At 36.7% G+C, this 17113-nt stretch carries 15 protein-coding genes; 5 read left to right on the forward strand and 10 right to left on the reverse strand.

What is annotated here, in order from left to right; all coding sequences use genetic code 11:
* Nucleotides 1-103: 103 nt before the first annotated feature.
* Together IM793_RS07605 and IM793_RS07610 are read right to left on the reverse strand one after the other, a co-directional pair.
* Entirely contained in the window at nt 104-2869 is a 2766-nt protein-coding gene (locus IM793_RS07605) for a bifunctional aconitate hydratase 2/2-methylisocitrate dehydratase (RefSeq protein ID WP_193420440.1), read from the reverse strand.
* 669 nt (nt 2870-3538) lie between these two features.
* Nucleotides 3539-4216, reverse strand: a complete 678-nt coding sequence (locus IM793_RS07610; RefSeq protein ID WP_193420441.1) for a polysaccharide deacetylase family protein — start codon at nt 4214-4216, stop codon at nt 3539-3541.
* Nucleotides 4217-4235: 19 nt separating this feature from the next.
* Here IM793_RS07610 and IM793_RS07615 point away from each other — a divergent pair, with 19 nt between their 5' ends.
* The 4 genes from IM793_RS07615 to IM793_RS07630 all read left to right on the forward strand — a co-directional run bounded on the left by IM793_RS07615 (nt 4236) and on the right by IM793_RS07630 (nt 9075).
* Complete coding sequence (locus IM793_RS07615; RefSeq protein WP_121283801.1) at nt 4236-5636, forward strand: TolC family protein; 1401 nt, start codon at nt 4236-4238, stop codon at nt 5634-5636.
* A 58-nt stretch (nt 5637-5694) separates the two neighbouring features.
* Complete coding sequence (locus IM793_RS07620) at nt 5695-7035, forward strand: efflux RND transporter periplasmic adaptor subunit (protein WP_193420442.1); 1341 nt, start codon at nt 5695-5697, stop codon at nt 7033-7035.
* A gap of 174 nt (nt 7036-7209) precedes the next feature.
* Nucleotides 7210-8208, forward strand: a complete 999-nt coding sequence (locus IM793_RS07625) for an NAD(P)H-dependent glycerol-3-phosphate dehydrogenase (protein ID WP_227256173.1) — start codon at nt 7210-7212, stop codon at nt 8206-8208.
* Nucleotides 8209-8730: 522 nt separating this feature from the next.
* On the forward strand, nt 8731-9075 hold the full coding sequence (locus IM793_RS07630) for a hypothetical protein (protein ID WP_121283797.1): 345 nt from the start codon (nt 8731-8733) through the stop codon (nt 9073-9075).
* Nucleotides 9076-9255: 180 nt separating this feature from the next.
* Here IM793_RS07630 and rimO read toward each other — a convergent pair whose 3' ends face one another.
* From rimO to rpmB, 6 genes are all read right to left on the reverse strand, one after another.
* Nucleotides 9256-10587, reverse strand: a complete 1332-nt coding sequence (rimO, locus tag IM793_RS07635; RefSeq protein ID WP_193420443.1) for a 30S ribosomal protein S12 methylthiotransferase RimO — start codon at nt 10585-10587, stop codon at nt 9256-9258.
* Nucleotides 10588-10678: 91 nt separating this feature from the next.
* Nucleotides 10679-11053, reverse strand: a complete 375-nt coding sequence (locus tag IM793_RS07640; RefSeq protein WP_193420444.1) for a GxxExxY protein — start codon at nt 11051-11053, stop codon at nt 10679-10681.
* 75 nt (nt 11054-11128) lie between these two features.
* Entirely contained in the window at nt 11129-12091 is a 963-nt protein-coding gene (ftsY, locus tag IM793_RS07645) for a signal recognition particle-docking protein FtsY (protein WP_193420445.1), read from the reverse strand.
* An 84-nt stretch (nt 12092-12175) separates the two neighbouring features.
* Nucleotides 12176-12331, reverse strand: coding sequence for a DUF4295 domain-containing protein (locus IM793_RS07650; protein WP_010599808.1), 156 nt, complete (start codon nt 12329-12331; stop codon nt 12176-12178).
* Between the two features lie 97 nt (nt 12332-12428).
* Nucleotides 12429-12611, reverse strand: a complete 183-nt coding sequence (rpmG, locus tag IM793_RS07655) for a 50S ribosomal protein L33 (RefSeq protein WP_010599807.1) — start codon at nt 12609-12611, stop codon at nt 12429-12431.
* Between the two features lie 44 nt (nt 12612-12655).
* Complete coding sequence (gene rpmB, locus IM793_RS07660; RefSeq protein ID WP_025145121.1) at nt 12656-12889, reverse strand: 50S ribosomal protein L28; 234 nt, start codon at nt 12887-12889, stop codon at nt 12656-12658.
* A gap of 301 nt (nt 12890-13190) precedes the next feature.
* Between rpmB and acs the strand changes: the two genes are divergently transcribed.
* Complete coding sequence (gene acs / locus IM793_RS07665; protein ID WP_193420446.1) at nt 13191-15086, forward strand: acetate--CoA ligase; 1896 nt, start codon at nt 13191-13193, stop codon at nt 15084-15086.
* A gap of 85 nt (nt 15087-15171) precedes the next feature.
* Here acs and IM793_RS07670 read toward each other — a convergent pair whose 3' ends face one another.
* Entirely contained in the window at nt 15172-16326 is a 1155-nt protein-coding gene (locus IM793_RS07670) for a S41 family peptidase (RefSeq protein ID WP_193420447.1), read from the reverse strand.
* Nucleotides 16313-17065, reverse strand: a complete 753-nt coding sequence (locus IM793_RS07675; RefSeq protein WP_193420448.1) for an outer membrane beta-barrel protein — start codon at nt 17063-17065, stop codon at nt 16313-16315. Before IM793_RS07675 ends, IM793_RS07670 begins: the two co-directional genes overlap by 14 nt.
* Nucleotides 17066-17113 lie beyond the last annotated feature (48 nt).

The raw sequence follows: 17113 nt of genomic DNA on the forward strand, positions 1-17113 counted from the left end.
TTATTTAAAACCATTCTATGCAACTATTATGCAAAAGAAAAGGCTACCAGATCTCTCGGATAGCCTTTTTTAAAGATTAACAAATAATATGCTTTTTTGTTTCTTATTGTTTTGTAGAAATAGGGGTAAACTTGGTTAAGTTAATGCCTTCTACTGCCATTTTATATTCTTCAATGCTCGGAATACGACCCAAGATAGCTGAAAGAACCACTACCGGGGTTGAAGCCAGTAAAGACTCTCCTTTTTTACCATCCCTGTCTTCTACCACACGGCCCTGAAATAAACGGGTCGACGTAGCCATTACCGTATCACCTTTAGCCGCTTTCTCCTGGTTACCCATGCAAAGGTTACAGCCCGGGCGCTCTAAATACATGATGTTTTCATATTCGGTACGTGCTGCAGCTTTAGGTAACGCATCGCTGAACTCAAATCCAGAATATCTTTGCAAGTATTCCCAATCACCTTCTGCTTTCAGTTCATCGATGATGTTGTAGGTAGGGGCTGCAACTACCAATGGCGCTTTGAACTCTACTTTACCAGTCTGCGTCTCTATGTTTCTTAACATTTGAGAAACGATTTTCAAGTCATCTTTATGCACCATGCATGAGCCAACGAAACCAAGATCTACTTTTTTATCGCCACCGTAGTAGGTTAAATCTCTGATGGTATCGTGTGTATAACGTTTAGAAACATCTGCGTTATTCACATCTGGATCGGCAATCATTGGTTCTTCAATGAGATCCAGATCAATTACAACCTCAGCATAATATTTAGCATTATCATCGGGCATTAAAGCTGGTTTGATACCGGTTTTAATTTCTTCAATACGTTTGTTTGCTTTATTAATCAAACCTTGTAGAACCTGGTTATGGTTGTCCATACCTTTGTCGATCATGATTTGAATACGGTTTTTGGCAATTTCTAACGATTGGATTAAAGTATCGTCCTGCGAAATACAGATAGATGCTTTTGCTTTCATTTCAGCAGTCCAATCGGTAAAGGTAAAGGCCTGATCAGCTAATAAAGTACCAATGTGTACTTCGATGATGCGGCCCTGGAATACGTTTTCGCCATCAAACTGTTGCAACATTTGTAATTGCGTAGCATGAACTACATCACGGAAATCCATGTGTTGTTTCATTTCACCTTTGAAGGTTACTTTTACTGACTCCGGAATTGGCATAGAAGCCTCGCCGGTTGCCAATGCTAAAGCTACTGTACCAGAATCGGCACCGAAAGCAACACCTTTAGACATACGGGTATGCGAGTCGCCACCGATGATAATTGCCCACTCATCAATGGTAATATCGTTTAATACTTTGTGAATAACATCGGTCATTGAATGATATTCCCCTTTAGGGTCGCGGGCCGTAATTACCCCGAAATCATTCATAAACTTCATCAGTTTAGGGATGTTTGCCTGTGCTTTTTTATCCCAAACAGATGCCGTATGGCAACCTGACTGGTAAGCGCCATCAACAATAGGAGAAATCACTGTAGCAGCCATTGCCTCTAATTCCTGAGCCGTCATTAAACCGGTAGTATCTTGCGAACCTACAATATTTACTTCAACACGAACATCAGAGCCGGCATGTAAAACTTTGCCTTGTGTTAAACCTACTGCATTTCTGTTAAATATTTTCTCTACAGCGGTTAAACCTTGCCCTTCTACAGATACCTCTTTTGCCGGAGCAAATACTGCAGAAGCTTCGATACCTAAGGTTTTAGCTGCAAAAGTTTGGATTTTTTTACCAAAAACGATAGCGTAAGAACCGCCAGCTTTGATAAATTCCATTTTTTGTGGTGTCAACGCTTTTGAAATGTCGATCAACTCCTGATCTCCATTATATAATTTTTTAGTTCTGGTATTAATGGTAAGTACCGTGCCCGTTTCTATGGAGTAAACCTGCTCTAAAATTGGCTCGTCATTTTCGTTACGGATAACATTTCCGTTCTCATCGGTTTTCTTTACCCAGTTTTTAAGGTCGATACCAATACCACCAGTTACATCAACTGTGGTTAAAAAAATTGGAGAAATACCATTGGTACCACCTACAATTGGCGCTATGTTTACAAATGGGATAAAAGGGCTGGATCTTTTGCCCGTCCAAAGTGCCACATTATTTACGCCTGACATGCGCGAGGAACCTACACCCATGGTGCCTTTTTCAGCTACCAGCATTACACTTTTATCTGGGTGTTGCGCCTGCAATGCTTTGATTTCTTCCTGAGCCTCTGGCGTAATCATACATTTACCATGCAGTTCACGATCAGAACGGGAGTGTGCCTGGTTACCTGGAGATAATAAATCTGTAGAAATATCACCTATCCCGGCAATAAAGGTTACCACTTTAATTTCTTCTGCTACTTCAGGGAGTTTGGTGAAAAATTCAGCCCTGGCATAACTTTCTAATATTTCTTTAGCGATGGCATTGCCATTGTTATAAGCTTCTTTTAAACGATCGGTATCGGCATCGTACAAGTAAACCTGTGTTTTAAGAACATCTGCAGCTTTATGGGCTTTATCGCCATTATCGGCTAAGGCAATGTCTAATAACACTTTGATAGAAGATCCACCCTTCATGTGCGATAACAATTCGAAAGCAAAATCAGGTGTGATTTCTGCAACGATAGCTCCGCCTAAAATAATTTCTTTTAAAAACTCTGCTTTTACACCAGCTGCTCCGGTAGTGCCCGGCAAGGTGTTGTATATGAAAAAATTAACAGCATCTGCCCTGTTAAAATTATTTACATTTTTGATTTGATCGATGATTTCACTTAATAATTCAGCGCCATCAATAGGTTTGGGATGAAGACCTTGAGCTTTTCTGTCTTCAATCTCCTGGATATAATCGTTATAAATACTCATCTTGGATAGTTTATTCTTTTTGTGATAAGATTGTGCAATAAAATGTACACCCACTTTTTACAAAAAAAGAATACTGCTTTTGTATATTAATTTGCGTTTATTGAGCCAATAGGGCACAATTTTTTGGTTAAAACAAAAATAGCAAAAAACAACCCTTAAATGTAATTTAGGTAGGTGATTCAGTAATTTGGAATTATTCTAAACAATGAAAAACGGATGTATATCAGAAGTCATGAAAACGTATAAATTATGACCACGTTTATGTGATTAAGAAGTGTTTTTTTGAGTGCCTGCTATAACTTAAAATCATTTCATCCTTACCAGTTTATTATAATCCTCGGGCTATACAATAAATATAGAATTTTCATCCTTAGGGATAATTTATTGTATAAAAATCAATATGAATGGACAAAATGGATAAAGAAGGGAATGGTCTCGAAGTATCGTCATTTCGACCGCAGTGGAGAAATCTTTGAACTATGTAAAAAGATTTCTGCTGTAGTTAGGTAAATTAGTGATAAACGATAGCATCTTAATAACTTGGTTAACCGTTCGTTATCGGACATGTTTGTGCGATCTTGAACAGTTATTTATTTAATAGTATATTAATGTGTTGATATTCAGTTTGTTGAAATGTATGTAAAGCCTTGGCATAAGATTGGCTTCGAACTATAATGTTGAAAATGTAAAACCTTTTTCAGTAAAATAAGCCAATACTTTGGGAAGTGCGTAAGATAAACGGTCGAATGCTTTTAAACTATCGTGAAATACAATTATAGAACCATTTTCGGTATGTTTAATCACATTTTGATAACATTTTTCGGGTGAGAGTTTAGTGTCGAAATCGCCGCTAAGTACATCCCACATTACGATTTTCAGATTTGAGATTTGAGATTTGGGATTTGAATCGGTTTGTGAATTTTGGGATATTGACTCCGAACTCCGGACTTTGGACTTCAGACTCAGAATCTGACTTTTCTTAATCCTCCCGTAAGGTGGACGGAAAAGCTCAGTTTTCGTAAGTTCTTGGCATTTTATTGTGTTTTGAAGGTAGGTTTCATCATCGGTTTTCCAACCTTTTAAATGATTGAAAGTATGGTTGCCAATGGCATGCCCGTCGGTTTTGACGCGTTCAAAAACTTCGGGGTGTTTAACAATATTATCACCGATGCAAAAAAATGTAGCTTTAGCATTGAATACTTTTAAAGTTTTTAATACAAAATCTGTAACATTGGGTATGGGTCCATCGTCAAAGGTCAAATAAATAACTTTTTCGGTGCGGGATTTATTCCATAACAATGATGGATAATACCATTTTAGCAGAAGCGGTGATTTGATCAGGTACATTTAAGTTCAAAGTTAGTAAATGCCTGAACAGATTGAAATTATTAAAGTTGTTTATATAGATTTGAAACAAATTATGAAGATGTTTACCAAGAATAAGTTAATTACCGGATCTGCGTTATTAGTGGCATTAAGTTTTAATCAGCAAATTAAGGCTCAAGAAGTGATCAGCATTCAACAAGCGGTCGAAAACACATTAAAAAACAATCTAAACATCAAACAAGCCGCATTTAATGCCGCGCTTAGCGAAGAAAATGTACGCCAATCTAAAAATGCTTTATTGCCCACTGTAAACGGTTCTGTTAACCAATCTATGCAATGGGGAAGGAGCCAGGTAACATCAGGGTTGTTTCTAAATACACAAAATTATACCTTAAATCCTAATGTATCTGCGAATGTGCAGGTATTTGGAGGTGGCGCTCAACTGAATCAGATCAGACAGAATAAGTTATTGCTGGCCGTAGATCAAACCAATGTAGACAAAGTAAAAAATGATCTTATTCTGCAGGTGGTGACCGCTTATTTGCAGGTTTTAAATAACCAGGATCAGGTTAAAGCTACGCAGCAACAATTAGACGTAGCTAATTCTACTTTAAAAAGAGAACAGGCCCTTTTGGATGTTGGTAATAAAACTTTAGCCGATATTTCGCAGGCCAAATCGCAGGCTGCAACCGCTGAGCTTAATCTAACCAATGCGCAGAATCAGTTGACAATATCCTATTTAACTTTAGGACAATTAATGGAAATTCAGCCACCAATGACATTTAAGGTACAGCCGCCATTGGTTAACGAATTGAATAACATTCAGAATAATTATGTGCCAAGTGATATTTACAGTCAGGCCTTAAATACATTTCCCGATATCAAATTGGCAAGTTTAAATACAAAAGCAGCAGAAAAAGCAATTGATGTAGCCAAAGGTAGTTATTACCCTAAAGTTACTTTTGGAGGAGGTTTAGGATCTTTCTATCAGTACCAGTTTGCTTTCCCTGGAAACAGTCCATTTTTTAGTCAACTGTCAGACAACTTCGGTAAATCAATTAATATGGGTATTTCAATTCCTATTTTTAATGGTTTTACAACCAGGTCGACCGTAAGAAAGGCTAAAATAGTATTCGAGCAGCGCAAAACAGATGAGCAAATCTCTAAAAACAACCTGATCAAAGTAATCAATCAGGCTGTCGCCGATTTAAATGCCGCGCAAAGCAGGTATTCTTCTACCCAAAATGCCTTTCAGGCACAAAAAGATGCCTTTTATGTTATCGAGCAGCGTTATGCTGTTGGCTTAGTAAACTCTTTGGATTACAGTACTGCACAAACCAATAAAAATAAAGCCGAAATAGATTTTATCTTAGCAAAATACGACTTACTGTTCCGTGCCAAAGTAATTGATTATTATTTAGGCAAACAGATTGTTTTTTAAGACTAAATGCTAAAGCTTAAATATTACAACTTTAAATAAACGAAATACAATACAAATTATGAAACTGAAGCATATTATTATTACCGTAGTTGCTATCGTAGTCCTTCTGGTTGTGCTCAAACTGGCCGGCGTGATAGGTGGAAATAAAACCGAAAAAGTAACTACAGAAAAAGCATCAGATAAAACTGTTGTGGAAACAGTTACCGCAAGTGGAAAAATCCAGCCAGAAACTGAGGTTAAATTAAGTTCTGAGGTATCTGGAGAGGTAGTAGAATTAAAAGTAAAAGAGGGAGATATTGTTAAAGCAGGCCAGTTGCTTTGTAAAGTACGTCCGGATGTGTTACAATCGGGATACGAAAGAACAGTAGCTAGTTTTAATGCACAAAAAGCCAGTGTAGCTGCAGCACAACAACAGCTTGCGCAAAACCAGGCTAATTTTGTGAATGCTGAAGCTACCTACAAACGTAATGTTGAGCTTTTTAATAAAAAAGTAATTTCAGCTTCAGAGTTCGATTCAGCTAAAGCGGCGTTTTTAACCGCTAAGGCAAATTTAGCCAGTGCAAAAGAAAATGTTACCGGCGCCAAATTTACTTTAGAGCAAACTGGTGCAAATGTTAAAGAAGCGGGTGCTAACTTAGCTAAAACCACTATTTACGCACCGGTTGATGGTGTGGTTTCTAAATTGTCAATTGAGCTTGGCGACCGTATTTTAGGAACTTCGCAAATGGCAGGTACCGAGATTATGCGTATTTCTAATCTTTCATCTATGGAAGTTAATGTAGATGTAAACGAGAACGACATTACCCGCGTTAAAGTTGGCGATAAAGCTTCTATTGAGGTTGACGCATTTTCTGATAAGAAATTCAGAGGTGTGGTTACCGAAATTGCTAGTTCATCAACAGCAGTGGGTACTGCAGTATCAACCTCAGTAGATCAGGTAACCAATTTTTCTGTAAAAATCAGGATTACCGAAGAAATGGAAGGCAAACAACAATCTATTTTCCGTCCGGGCATGTCGGCAACGGTTGATATTGAAAGCGAATCGTTAACCGGATTGGCTATTCCAATCCAGGCGGTGTTTACTGATAATGCAAAATCGGGTGGTAGCAACAATAACCAGGGCAACCAGGAAAATACCGATAAACAGAAATCGAAACTTACCGACAAAAAGGTAAAGCAATATGTTTACACTTACGATGCTAAAAGTAAAAAAGTTAAAAAAACAGAGGTGACAACGGGTATCCAGAACGATCAGTTTATTATTGTAAAATCGGGTGTTAAAGCCGGAGATGAAGTTGTAACTGGTCCTTATTCTGCCATTCAGAACAAATTGAAAGACGGTATGGTTGTAGAAAAAACAGCTAAAGACCAATTGTTTAGCAAAGACGGAAAGAAGTAATTTATAAATAATAGCAAGAAATAGTAACTTGCGTTGTTTAAGGTGTATTCCTAAGGTTTAGGGTGTAAGATTTAAGGTATAGGGCATTAAGCCTAACCTTAAGCCTTACACCTTTTGCCTTATACCTTTTGAAAAAGAGTTTTACACCTTTTACCTTAAACCTTTTATATAATCATGGTACCTAAAATAGCAATGATAGGGGGCGGGAGCTGGGCTACTGCCATCGTAAAAATGCTTGCAGATAATTTGTCTGAGAAAGAGATTTTTTGGTGGATGCGTAACGAAACAGCCATTGAACACATTAAAAAATTTAAACACAATCCTCATTACCTCAGTTCTGTTGAGCTAAAGCTCAATCAGGACAATATCTCGTCTGATATCAGTTCGATTATAAAATCAGCTGATTTTGTTATTTTAAATGTTCCTGCAGCTTTTTTAAAGGAAACACTGTCTGCCATAACCCCTGAAGATTTAAGAGGTAAGAAAATAGTATCTGCCATTAAGGGAATCGTACCCGAAGATAACCTGATTATCGGCGAATTTTTGAACGAAAAATACAACATCCCGTATCATGATATTCTTGTAGTAAGCGGCCCCTGCCATGCAGAAGAAGTAGCCTTTGAGAAACTTTCTTACCTGACTATTGCCTGTACCGATGTAGATAAGGCAGCAGCATTTGCCTCGATTTTAAATACACGCTACATTAAAACCAATGTTTCTGACGATATTTTCGGTACCGAATACGCTGCGGTTTTAAAAAATATTTACGCCGTAGCCAGCGGCATTTGCCATGGCATAGGTTATGGCGATAACTTTCAGGCCGTGCTCATTAGCAACGCCATACGAGAAATCAAACGTTTTGTAGATTTGGTTCATCCCATTGATCGCGACATTAAAGAATCAGCCTATCTGGGCGATTTGCTCGTAACTGCATATTCACAGTTTAGCCGCAACCGTACTTTTGGTAATATGATAGGCAAGGGGTATACCGTAAAATCGGCACAGTTAGAAATGAATATGGTAGCCGAAGGTTATTATGCCGCAAAATGCATGCACATCAAAAACCAGGAGTATAATGTAGACATGCCCATCTGTAAGGCTGTTCACAGCATCATTTACGAGAAACGATCGCCACAGATAGAAATGAAGCTATTGGCAGAGAAATTAAACTAAAATTAGCGTAGGTTAATAATTATAGTGATTTGATTCAATAATTATTTTTGTAAAGCAGGTTTCTTTGCTTTTCGGTTAGGACAGTCCTTCTTTCCGCTATTATCTTTTTGTGAGAGCTTAGTGGAAACATTCTTGTTTGTGCGCCAAAAAGGATAACCACTAAAATAAGGTTTATTTAACAGAGGACAGTGTAAGGAACATTAACGCTTTGCCTATTATAGACATTTTGTATTTTGTTCTTTGCAGGAACAACGTTTCTAGCCCCGGGCGTAGCGGCATCCCTGAAGCGCAGCGTAAGGATACAGCGTAGCACGGGACCAGGCTTTAATCATGATCACTGTCCTTGCGCTCCAAAAAAATAGTAAAACTAAAATGATACCCTGCATGCTAAAAAAGCATCCTGAAAATTACGTTTCTCAATCTCAAAAAAAATCTAATAACATTTATTAATAAATACTTTGCTATCAAACAAAAGAGGTGGCGAACTGTTATCATTATCAGTTAAATAAAAATATAGCTGTCATGAAAAAGAAATTAGTAATGGGTTTATTATCAATGGCCTTAATTGGCGGTGTAACCCTTAGTGTGAGCGCACAGGAAAAGAAAAAAACTGAGGTAGGTAAAGCAATAGATCATACCGGAAAAGCAATTGGTAAAGGTGCTAAATCGGTAGGGAATAAAACTGCTGAGGTAGCGGTAAAAGGTAGTTCGAAAGTTGCTGATAAAACCTGGAAAGGCAAAATGGCACCAGACGGTTCTGATGTTTATATCAATGCAAAAAATGAGAAATACTATGTAAACTCAAAAGGAGCTAAAATCTGGTTAAAACCTAGTCAGATTAAGACCAGACCAGCATCAAAAAACTAAGTAAAATGCACTATATCATAAAATAAGTTTTCCTAAAAGTTTGTATTGAGCTTGAATAGGGGAAACATCGAAATGCCTTAAATAATATATGGCAGTTCGTAAAAAGGTATGATTATAGTCTTAAAACAAAAAATCCCAAGAGGCTTACTCTTGGGATTTTTAATTGGTTAAGTTTTTTTATTAAACGATTGTTCCGTATAAATCGAAATCTTCTGCCCTGTCAACCTTTACATTAACAAAACTTCCATTAGCCGCATAACCTGTTGCAGCATCGATTAACACTTCATTATCTACCTCTGGCGAATCATATTCGGTCCTGCCTACAAAAAAATCACCTTCTTTTTTATCAATCAGCACTTTGAAGGTTTTGCCTACTTTTTCCTGGTTAATATCAAATGAAATGCCTTGTTGTATTTCCATGATATCATCAACACGTTGTTGTTTAACTTCATCCGGGATATCATCAACCAAACTATGGGCATGTGTTTTTTCCTCGTGCGAGTAGGTAAAGCAACCCAAACGATCGAATTTGGTTTCGGCAACCCATTCCTTCATTTCTTCAAAATCGTATTCAGTTTCGCCAGGATAACCGCAGATTAAAGTCGTACGCATAGCGATATTCGGAACTTTATCTCTAATCTGGTTAACCAGATCGATGGTTTTCTGTTTAGTGGTACCGCGACGCATCGATTTTAGCATGTTATCGGTAATGTGCTGTAGTGGCATATCCAGATAGTTGCAGATGTTGTCGCGCTCATTCATGGCATCTAAAATTTCCATCGGGAAACCAGAAGGGTAGGCGTATTGCAAACGGATCCATTCGATTCCGGGAACATCCGACAGGCGACGCATCAGCTCATCTAATTTACGTACGCCGTAAAGGTCTAATCCGTAATAAGTAAGATCCTGAGCAATTAAAATCAGTTCTTTGGTGCCGTTTTTGGCCAATATTTTAGCTTCGTTAACCAGTTCTTCCATAGGTTTGCTCATGTGCTTGCCACGCATTAAAGGAATGGCGCAGAAAGAGCAGGGACGGTTACAGCCTTCAGCAATTTTGAAATAAGCAAAATGGGATGGAGTAGTGAGCAAACGTTCGCCAATCAGTTCGTGTTTGTAGTTAGCACCTAGTTCGTGCAGAATATTTTGTAAATCATTGGTGCCGAAAAAGGCATCAACGTTGGTAATTTCTGATTCCAACTCAGGTTTGTAGCGTTCAGATAAACAACCTGTAACCACTACCTTACCAATTTTACCAGCTTCTTTCAACTCGCTGAACTGAAGGATGGTATCAATTGATTCCTGTTTAGCATTGTCGATAAAACCGCAGGTATTGATTACAACGATATCGTCTTTGCCCATTTTGTCTGATTCGTGCACAACGTTTAAATTGTTGCCACGCAACTGCCCCATCAACACTTCCGAATCGTATATGTTTTTAGAACAACCTAATGTAATTACATTAATTTTAGGTTGTTTAACTGCGCTTTTACTTCTTACTATTTTGGTATTCATATTGTGTATGATTCCACCGATTATTAACGATTTCGGTGATTAATCTTATGATTGGATTAATAGATTAAGGGTTTTAATGCCTGTTTTGCTGTTAAATAGATAAGCGTTTTACCTCACAGCTTGTGTTGCCAAAGTTAATCAATAATCCGGTTTTAATTTTGCTCGCTTTTAAGTATGATATAAGTTGACTTTGAAATAACTTAGGTTGATATCCTGTCACCGATTTTAATTCTACAATTACTTTATTTTCAACAAAAAGATCACATCTGAATTTTCCTACAACAATGTTCTCAAATACAACGCTGAATTCTTTTTCTGCCGTGTAATTTAAACCTGCCTGTTGAAGTTTGATTTTTAGCGCATTAACGTATATTTTTTCCAGAAATCCCGGACCTAACTGATTATGAACTTCATAACAACAGCCTATAATGGTTTGTGTTAAGGTGTCTTTTTCATATTCGATCATATATAAATCTATATAAAATCTGTGAATCCACTAATCGGCGTAATCACTTAAATCGGTGGAATCAACCACGAAGTGTTATTTAAACAAACTATTCACAAACTCTTTCTTGTCAAAAAGCTGTAAATCGCCAATTTTTTCTCCTACACCGATATATTTAACAGGAATTCTGAATTGATCTGAAATTCCGATCACTACACCACCTTTTGCCGTTCCATCTAATTTTGTAATGGCCAATGCATTCACATCAGTAGCTTCGGTAAACTGTTTGCATTGCTCAAAGGCGTTTTGTCCGGTCGAGGCATCCAATACCAATAAAATTTCGTGCGGTGCACCTGGTACTACCTTTTGCATTACCTGTTTAATTTTGCCCAGCTCATTCATCAAGCCGATTTTATTGTGTAAACGGCCGGCTGTATCAATAATTACGACATCCTCGTTACTGGCAACGGCCGATTGTAAAGTGTCAAAAGCCACTGAAGCAGGATCAGACCCCATAGGCTGTGCCACCACCCTTACGCCAACGCGTTCGCCCCAAAGTTTAATCTGTTCAACGGCAGCAGCCCTAAAGGTATCGGCAGCACCTAATACTACTTTAAGTCCCGATTCTTTAAGTTTATGCGACAGCTTCCCAATGGTAGTGGTTTTGCCCACACCATTTACACCAACCACCATAATTACGTAAGGTTTATGGTCGCCATATTCGAACTGGCGGAAATCGTTACTGTTATTTTCTGATAACAGCAGTTGGATTTCATCACGCAGAATAAAGTTAAGCTCAGAAGTGTTAAGATATTTATCTTTGGCAACACGCTCTTCGATACGTTTGATAATTTTTAAGGTGGTACTTACGCCTACATCAGAAGTAACCAAAACCTCTTCCAGATTATCGAGTACTTCATCATCAACAGAAGATTTTCCTGCTACGGCCTTGGTAATTTTATTAAAGAAACCGTCTTTGGTTTTCTCTAAACCTTTATCCAGTGCTTCCTGAGCTTCAGGCGCAGTTTCTTTCTTTTTGAAAAAATCGAATAAACCCATATCTAAATTTTTATATAACAAAAAAAGCCCTTCCGGTTAAAACGGAACGGCCTTTAATATTTTTAATATTAAAAAATATTAACCTTATTTAGATGCAATAGCATCTTTTACGTGGTCGTTGTGTACGATAAGTTCTTTGAATGAGTAAGCACCAGTTTTTGGTGATTTTACCATTGTAATTACTTTCGAATATTCTTTACCTGTACCTGTTTTAAGGGTTGCAACTACTTTCTTTGCCATGTTCTTATAATTTTAATTATTAGATTTGAGATATCAGACATTAGATTTGAGACTTGCAAATGCTTTAGTCTTTAAGCTTTGGTCTTTTATTCTTAACCTATTTAATTTCTTTATGTACGGTTACTTTTCTCAATACTGGATTGAATTTTTTCAATTCTAATCTCTCAGTAGTGTTTTTACGGTTTTTGGTAGAAATATATCTAGACATACCTGGCATGCCACTTTCTTTATGTTCAGTACATTCTAAAATAACCTGAACTCTGTTACCTTTTTTTGCCATTTTAATATAAATTGAAAACTGTTAATCTCAACAGTTAATGTTTTTTACAAAAATCCTTTTTTTACGAAACGGTTAATTGCTTCGCTAATGCCCACTTTATTGATGGTTTTAATCGCTGAAGTAGAAACTTTCAACGTAATCCAACGGTTTTCTTCAGGAATATAAAATTTCTGAAGTTGTAGGTTTGGGTAAAATTTGCGTTTGGTTTTAACGTTTGAGTGAGAAACGTTGTTACCTACCATTGCTTTTTTTCCTGTTAAATCACAAACTCTTGACATGACTTGTAAATATAGTTGTTAATATCGTCCGCTTAATTTTTTTAAGAGTGTGCAAATATCTGAATAATAATTGTAAACAGCAATAGCCTAGCTAATTATTTTTATAATTATTATTCAATAAGTCGAGAAGGGTTGTGTAATGCTTGTTCATGCCTTATATTAAAATCTTCAGATCTTAACTGGATTAAAATAAATATTCCAAAATCAAACGTTTGATATTCATTTTGATACGATTAGACTATTTCTCCTTATTATTATTTATTTAAATTAGCCCCACTAATACAATACATAAGAACGAGCAATGCAAATTACATCTTTCAAGCAATACGAAGAAGATTATAAGAAAAGCGTAGAAAACCCTGAGCAGTTTTGGGGCGAAGTGGCGCAGAACTTTCAATGGCGCAAGCCCTGGTTCAAGGTATTATCCTGGAACTTTAACGAACCAAATATCAAGTGGTTTGAAGGTGCTAAACTTAACATCACCGAAAATTGTTTAGACCGGCATTTGGCTACCAATGGAGATAAACCAGCCATTGTTTGGGAACCCAATAACCCGGAAGAAGAAAGTGTTACTTATACTTATAAAATGTTGCATGAGCGTGTTTGCCGTTTTGCCAATGTTTTAAAACGTAATGGTGCTAAAAAGGGCGACCGTATTTGTATTTACATGCCTATGGTGCCCGAACTGGCTATTGCTGTTTTGGCCTGTGCCCGGATTGGTGCTGTTCACTCGGTAATTTTTGGCGGATTTTCTGCTAAATCGATTGCCGACAGGATTAACGATTCGCAGTGTAAAGTAGTGATTACTGCTGATGGTGCTTACCGTGGCAACAAGCAAATTCCCTTAAAAGATGTAATCGATGATGCCTTAATTGGTTGCCCAACGGTAGAAAAATGTATCGTATTAACCCATGTCCGCACACCTGTTTCCATGCTGAAAGGAAGAGATGTATGGTGGGAAGATGAAGTTAAACACGTCAACGATATCTGCGAGGCAGAGGAAATGGATGCAGAAGATATGTTATTCATTCTCTATACATCTGGTTCTACAGGCAAACCCAAAGGTGTGGTGCATACCTGTGGTGGTTATATGGTTTATGCGGGTTATACCTTTTCGAATGTGTTTAATTACCAGCCTGGTGAAGTTTATTTTTGTACGGCCGATATTGGCTGGATTACCGGACATTCTTATATCGTTTACGGTCCACTTTCACAAGGTGCAACTTCTGTACTTTTCGAAGGGATCCCGACTTACCCAAGTCCATCTCGCTTTTGGGATATTGTAGAAAAACACAAAGTAAATACCTTATACACCGCACCTACAGCCATCCGTTCTTTAATGAGTTTTGGTGAAGATCCCTTAAACGGCAAAGATCTAAGCTCAATCCGTGTTTTAGGCTCGGTAGGAGAGCCCATTAATGAAGAGGCCTGGCATTGGTTCGATGAGAAAATCGGTCATGGCAAAGCGCCTATTGTTGATACCTGGTGGCAAACGGAAACCGGAGGTATTATGATTTCGCCTATTGCTACCGTAACGCCAACCAAACCTAGCTTTGCCACATTGCCTTTACCAGGTATTCAACCGATTTTGGTGGATGAAAACGGAAATGAAATTGAAGGAAATGGCGTAATGGGAAATCTTTGTATTAAATTCCCCTGGCCAGGCATGTTGCGTACCACTTATGGCGACCATGAGCGTTGCAAACAGACTTATTTCTCTACTTACGAGAATTTATACTTTACTGGTGATGGCTGTTTGCGTGATGAAGATGGTTATTATCGAATCACAGGTCGTGTTGATGATGTATTAAATGTTTCGGGACATCGAATTGGTACTGCGGAGGTAGAGAATGCCATTAACATGCATGCGGGTGTGGTAGAAAGCGCAGTTGTAGGTTATCCGCACGATGTAAAAGGGCAGGGGATTTATGCGTTTGTCATTTACCCGGAAATGCATAGTGAAGCAGAATTATCAAAAAAAGATATATTACAAACGGTTACCCGCGTAATTGGCGCGATAGCCAAACCTGATAAAATATTGTTTGTTTCTGGTTTACCCAAAACACGTTCGGGCAAAATTATGCGTAGAATTCTGCGTAAGATTGCCGAAGGGGAAACCACTAATTTAGGCGATACTTCTACGCTGCTTGATCCGGGCGTGGTAGAAGAAATTATTGAAGCGGCGAAGAAACTTTAATTGAAGAATTATTATTATTCAATTTTTTTTATTAAGCGATAAACATATAAGATATCTCTGATTTTGCATGGGTATTTTATATGTTTTATTTCGTAAATATATCTATGGCTTTTTGTAACTGGGAATCAATACCTGCCTGATAAGAGGGTAGGCTAAATGCTGCATTGATGTCTGGGGGAAAACCAATTTCTTCATAACTTTGGTTATCCAAATACTTAAATTCTCCAGAAGCCATAGTAACATTCATGAAGCCTTGTATATTGAAGCTTCCGTAATTATAAATATTATTATTAGCAATAGGACCAGTTGCTCCCCAAGTCCTTTCTCCAACAATAATCCCATTTGGTAATGTGTGGATAACCATAGCAAAAGTTTCTGATAAGGAGGCTGAATAATTGTCTACTAAAGCAACTATTGGATATTTAAATTTTTTAGATGTACTCTGAGGGCTTACGGTTGTATTTATCCAAGGAGTATAATCTAAGCGATTATTGCCATTTTTATACCTTACGAAACCAAAATGTACTGGTTTATCGATGATTTTTCCAAGTAAATAATTAAGATCTACAATATCACCACCATTGTTTCCTCTAAAGTCAAATATTAATCCTTTAATATCTGTAGATTCATTTAAATAAAAATCTAATTTATTTAAAAGCGATGTTGTGTTTGGGTCTTTTGATTGAATAGTCCTTGATATTGCAAACTGATTACATGCAAAGTACAGTATGCCATTATTTATAGTTCCTAGCCTTGTAAAGAGTAATTTAGAGGTATTGTTTTCGCTATAAAAGTAAGCGGAAGATATATATCCAGTATCTAAATACTTTGTTACTAGATTGCTGAAGTCATATTTATTGTGTATTTTTTTTAATATGATGTTTTTAGTATAGGCGGGATAGATAATTGAGTCTTTTAATATTTGCTTTTGAAAGGAAATACTGTAATGTGAATCAATGAGTTTGGTAGTTAGATTTTTAAAATATGAAACTGAACTTTTAATGTCGTTTTCATTATTAATGTCAAGTTTGTTGAATAGAGGTTTATATGTACTATATAAACTATCCCAGTTGGTTTTATCTATATCCCAGTAAACATAGTTAACATTCATTTCTCTCCAGAAAGTCTCATAAATTTCATTAAAACTTTTGGGATTTTCATTAAAGGGTTGTTCCTTTTTGCAACTAATTGCTATCGTTGTAATGAAGAAGTAAACAATAAACCATCTACTCATCTTCATGATGCTTTAATTTTTTAGAATATGCAATTTGAAGGGTGATCGACTGATTACTTCGCATTTCTTGATTTAACATATAAGTTTTTTGTTGACTAGTAATCGATTTAGTAATGAAAGCGTTTATGCTTAAAACTGTATTTCGGATATAAAAGCTCTCTCGGAAGCCTAAGTTAATCGCAATGTCATAACGCCTGTCTTTTTTTTTGTCAAAAGCATTTTTTTTGTTAAAATAAATTAAATTATAGTGCTCAGTATTGTTAAACGAACTAAAACTGCTAAAGATGTCAGGAAGGTATCCCCTTGTTTCTGATTTAATCCAGTAGCCTATGGTAGCACCTATAGTTAAATATGTTGTTTTTTTTTTGCTACTAAATATTTTGGTGTCCAAATTTATTGGCAACTGTAAATATTTATTAATAATGGTTTCTTCAATATATTGATTATCAATTGCTCTTCTCTGGTAATTTTTTTCACTTACTCCTGGTTCGAATACTAAATCAAATGATTTATTTAAGAAGAATCTTGAATGAAAAAATAGTGAGTAACCTAGTTTAGGTATGGTTTTTACGTTATTACCATTTTGATGCGGTATGCTTAAGGTATTGAAATTAAAACCTCCACCAATTCCTAATTCTTTTTGAGCAAAGGAATAATTGTTTATTGTTAAGATGAAAAAGATTATTAAATTAAATCTGATTAATAGTGAACAAGAATTGTGTATAAGTAATCTTTTAAGATTCAATTTTTTTTGTAAAAAAAGGTTTTAAAATATGTTGTTGAATTACAAGCT

Source organism: Pedobacter sp. MR2016-19 (genome assembly GCF_014947265.1).
Lineage (GTDB): Bacteria > Bacteroidota > Bacteroidia > Sphingobacteriales > Sphingobacteriaceae > Pedobacter.

Bases quoted from the DNA above. Each gene is read 5' to 3' on its own strand.
- rpmG (WP_010599807.1), bottom strand. From the start codon at position 12,611: ATGGCAAAAAAAGGTAACAGAGTTCAGGTTATTTTAGAATGTACTGAA.
- IM793_RS07610 (WP_193420441.1), bottom strand. From the start codon at position 4,216: ATGTACCTGATCAAATCACCGCTTCTGCTAAAATGGTATTATCCATCA.
- IM793_RS07650 (WP_010599808.1), bottom strand. From the start codon at position 12,331: ATGGCAAAGAAAGTAGTTGCAACCCTTAAAACAGGTACAGGTAAAGAA.
- rimO (WP_193420443.1), bottom strand. From the start codon at position 10,587: ATGAATACCAAAATAGTAAGAAGTAAAAGCGCAGTTAAACAACCTAAA.
- rpmB (WP_025145121.1), bottom strand. From the start codon at position 12,889: ATGTCAAGAGTTTGTGATTTAACAGGAAAAAAAGCAATGGTAGGTAAC.
- IM793_RS07640 (WP_193420444.1), bottom strand. From the start codon at position 11,053: ATGATCGAATATGAAAAAGACACCTTAACACAAACCATTATAGGCTGT.
- ftsY (WP_193420445.1), bottom strand. From the start codon at position 12,091: ATGGGTTTATTCGATTTTTTCAAAAAGAAAGAAACTGCGCCTGAAGCT.
- IM793_RS07620 (WP_193420442.1), top strand. From the start codon at position 5,695: ATGAAACTGAAGCATATTATTATTACCGTAGTTGCTATCGTAGTCCTT.
- IM793_RS07670 (WP_193420447.1), bottom strand. From the start codon at position 16,326: ATGAAGATGAGTAGATGGTTTATTGTTTACTTCTTCATTACAACGATA.
- IM793_RS07615 (WP_121283801.1), top strand. From the start codon at position 4,236: ATGCCTGAACAGATTGAAATTATTAAAGTTGTTTATATAGATTTGAAA.
- acs (WP_193420446.1), top strand. From the start codon at position 13,191: ATGCAAATTACATCTTTCAAGCAATACGAAGAAGATTATAAGAAAAGC.
- IM793_RS07630 (WP_121283797.1), top strand. From the start codon at position 8,731: ATGAAAAAGAAATTAGTAATGGGTTTATTATCAATGGCCTTAATTGGC.
- IM793_RS07605 (WP_193420440.1), bottom strand. From the start codon at position 2,869: ATGAGTATTTATAACGATTATATCCAGGAGATTGAAGACAGAAAAGCT.
- IM793_RS07625 (WP_227256173.1), top strand. From the start codon at position 7,210: ATGGTACCTAAAATAGCAATGATAGGGGGCGGGAGCTGGGCTACTGCC.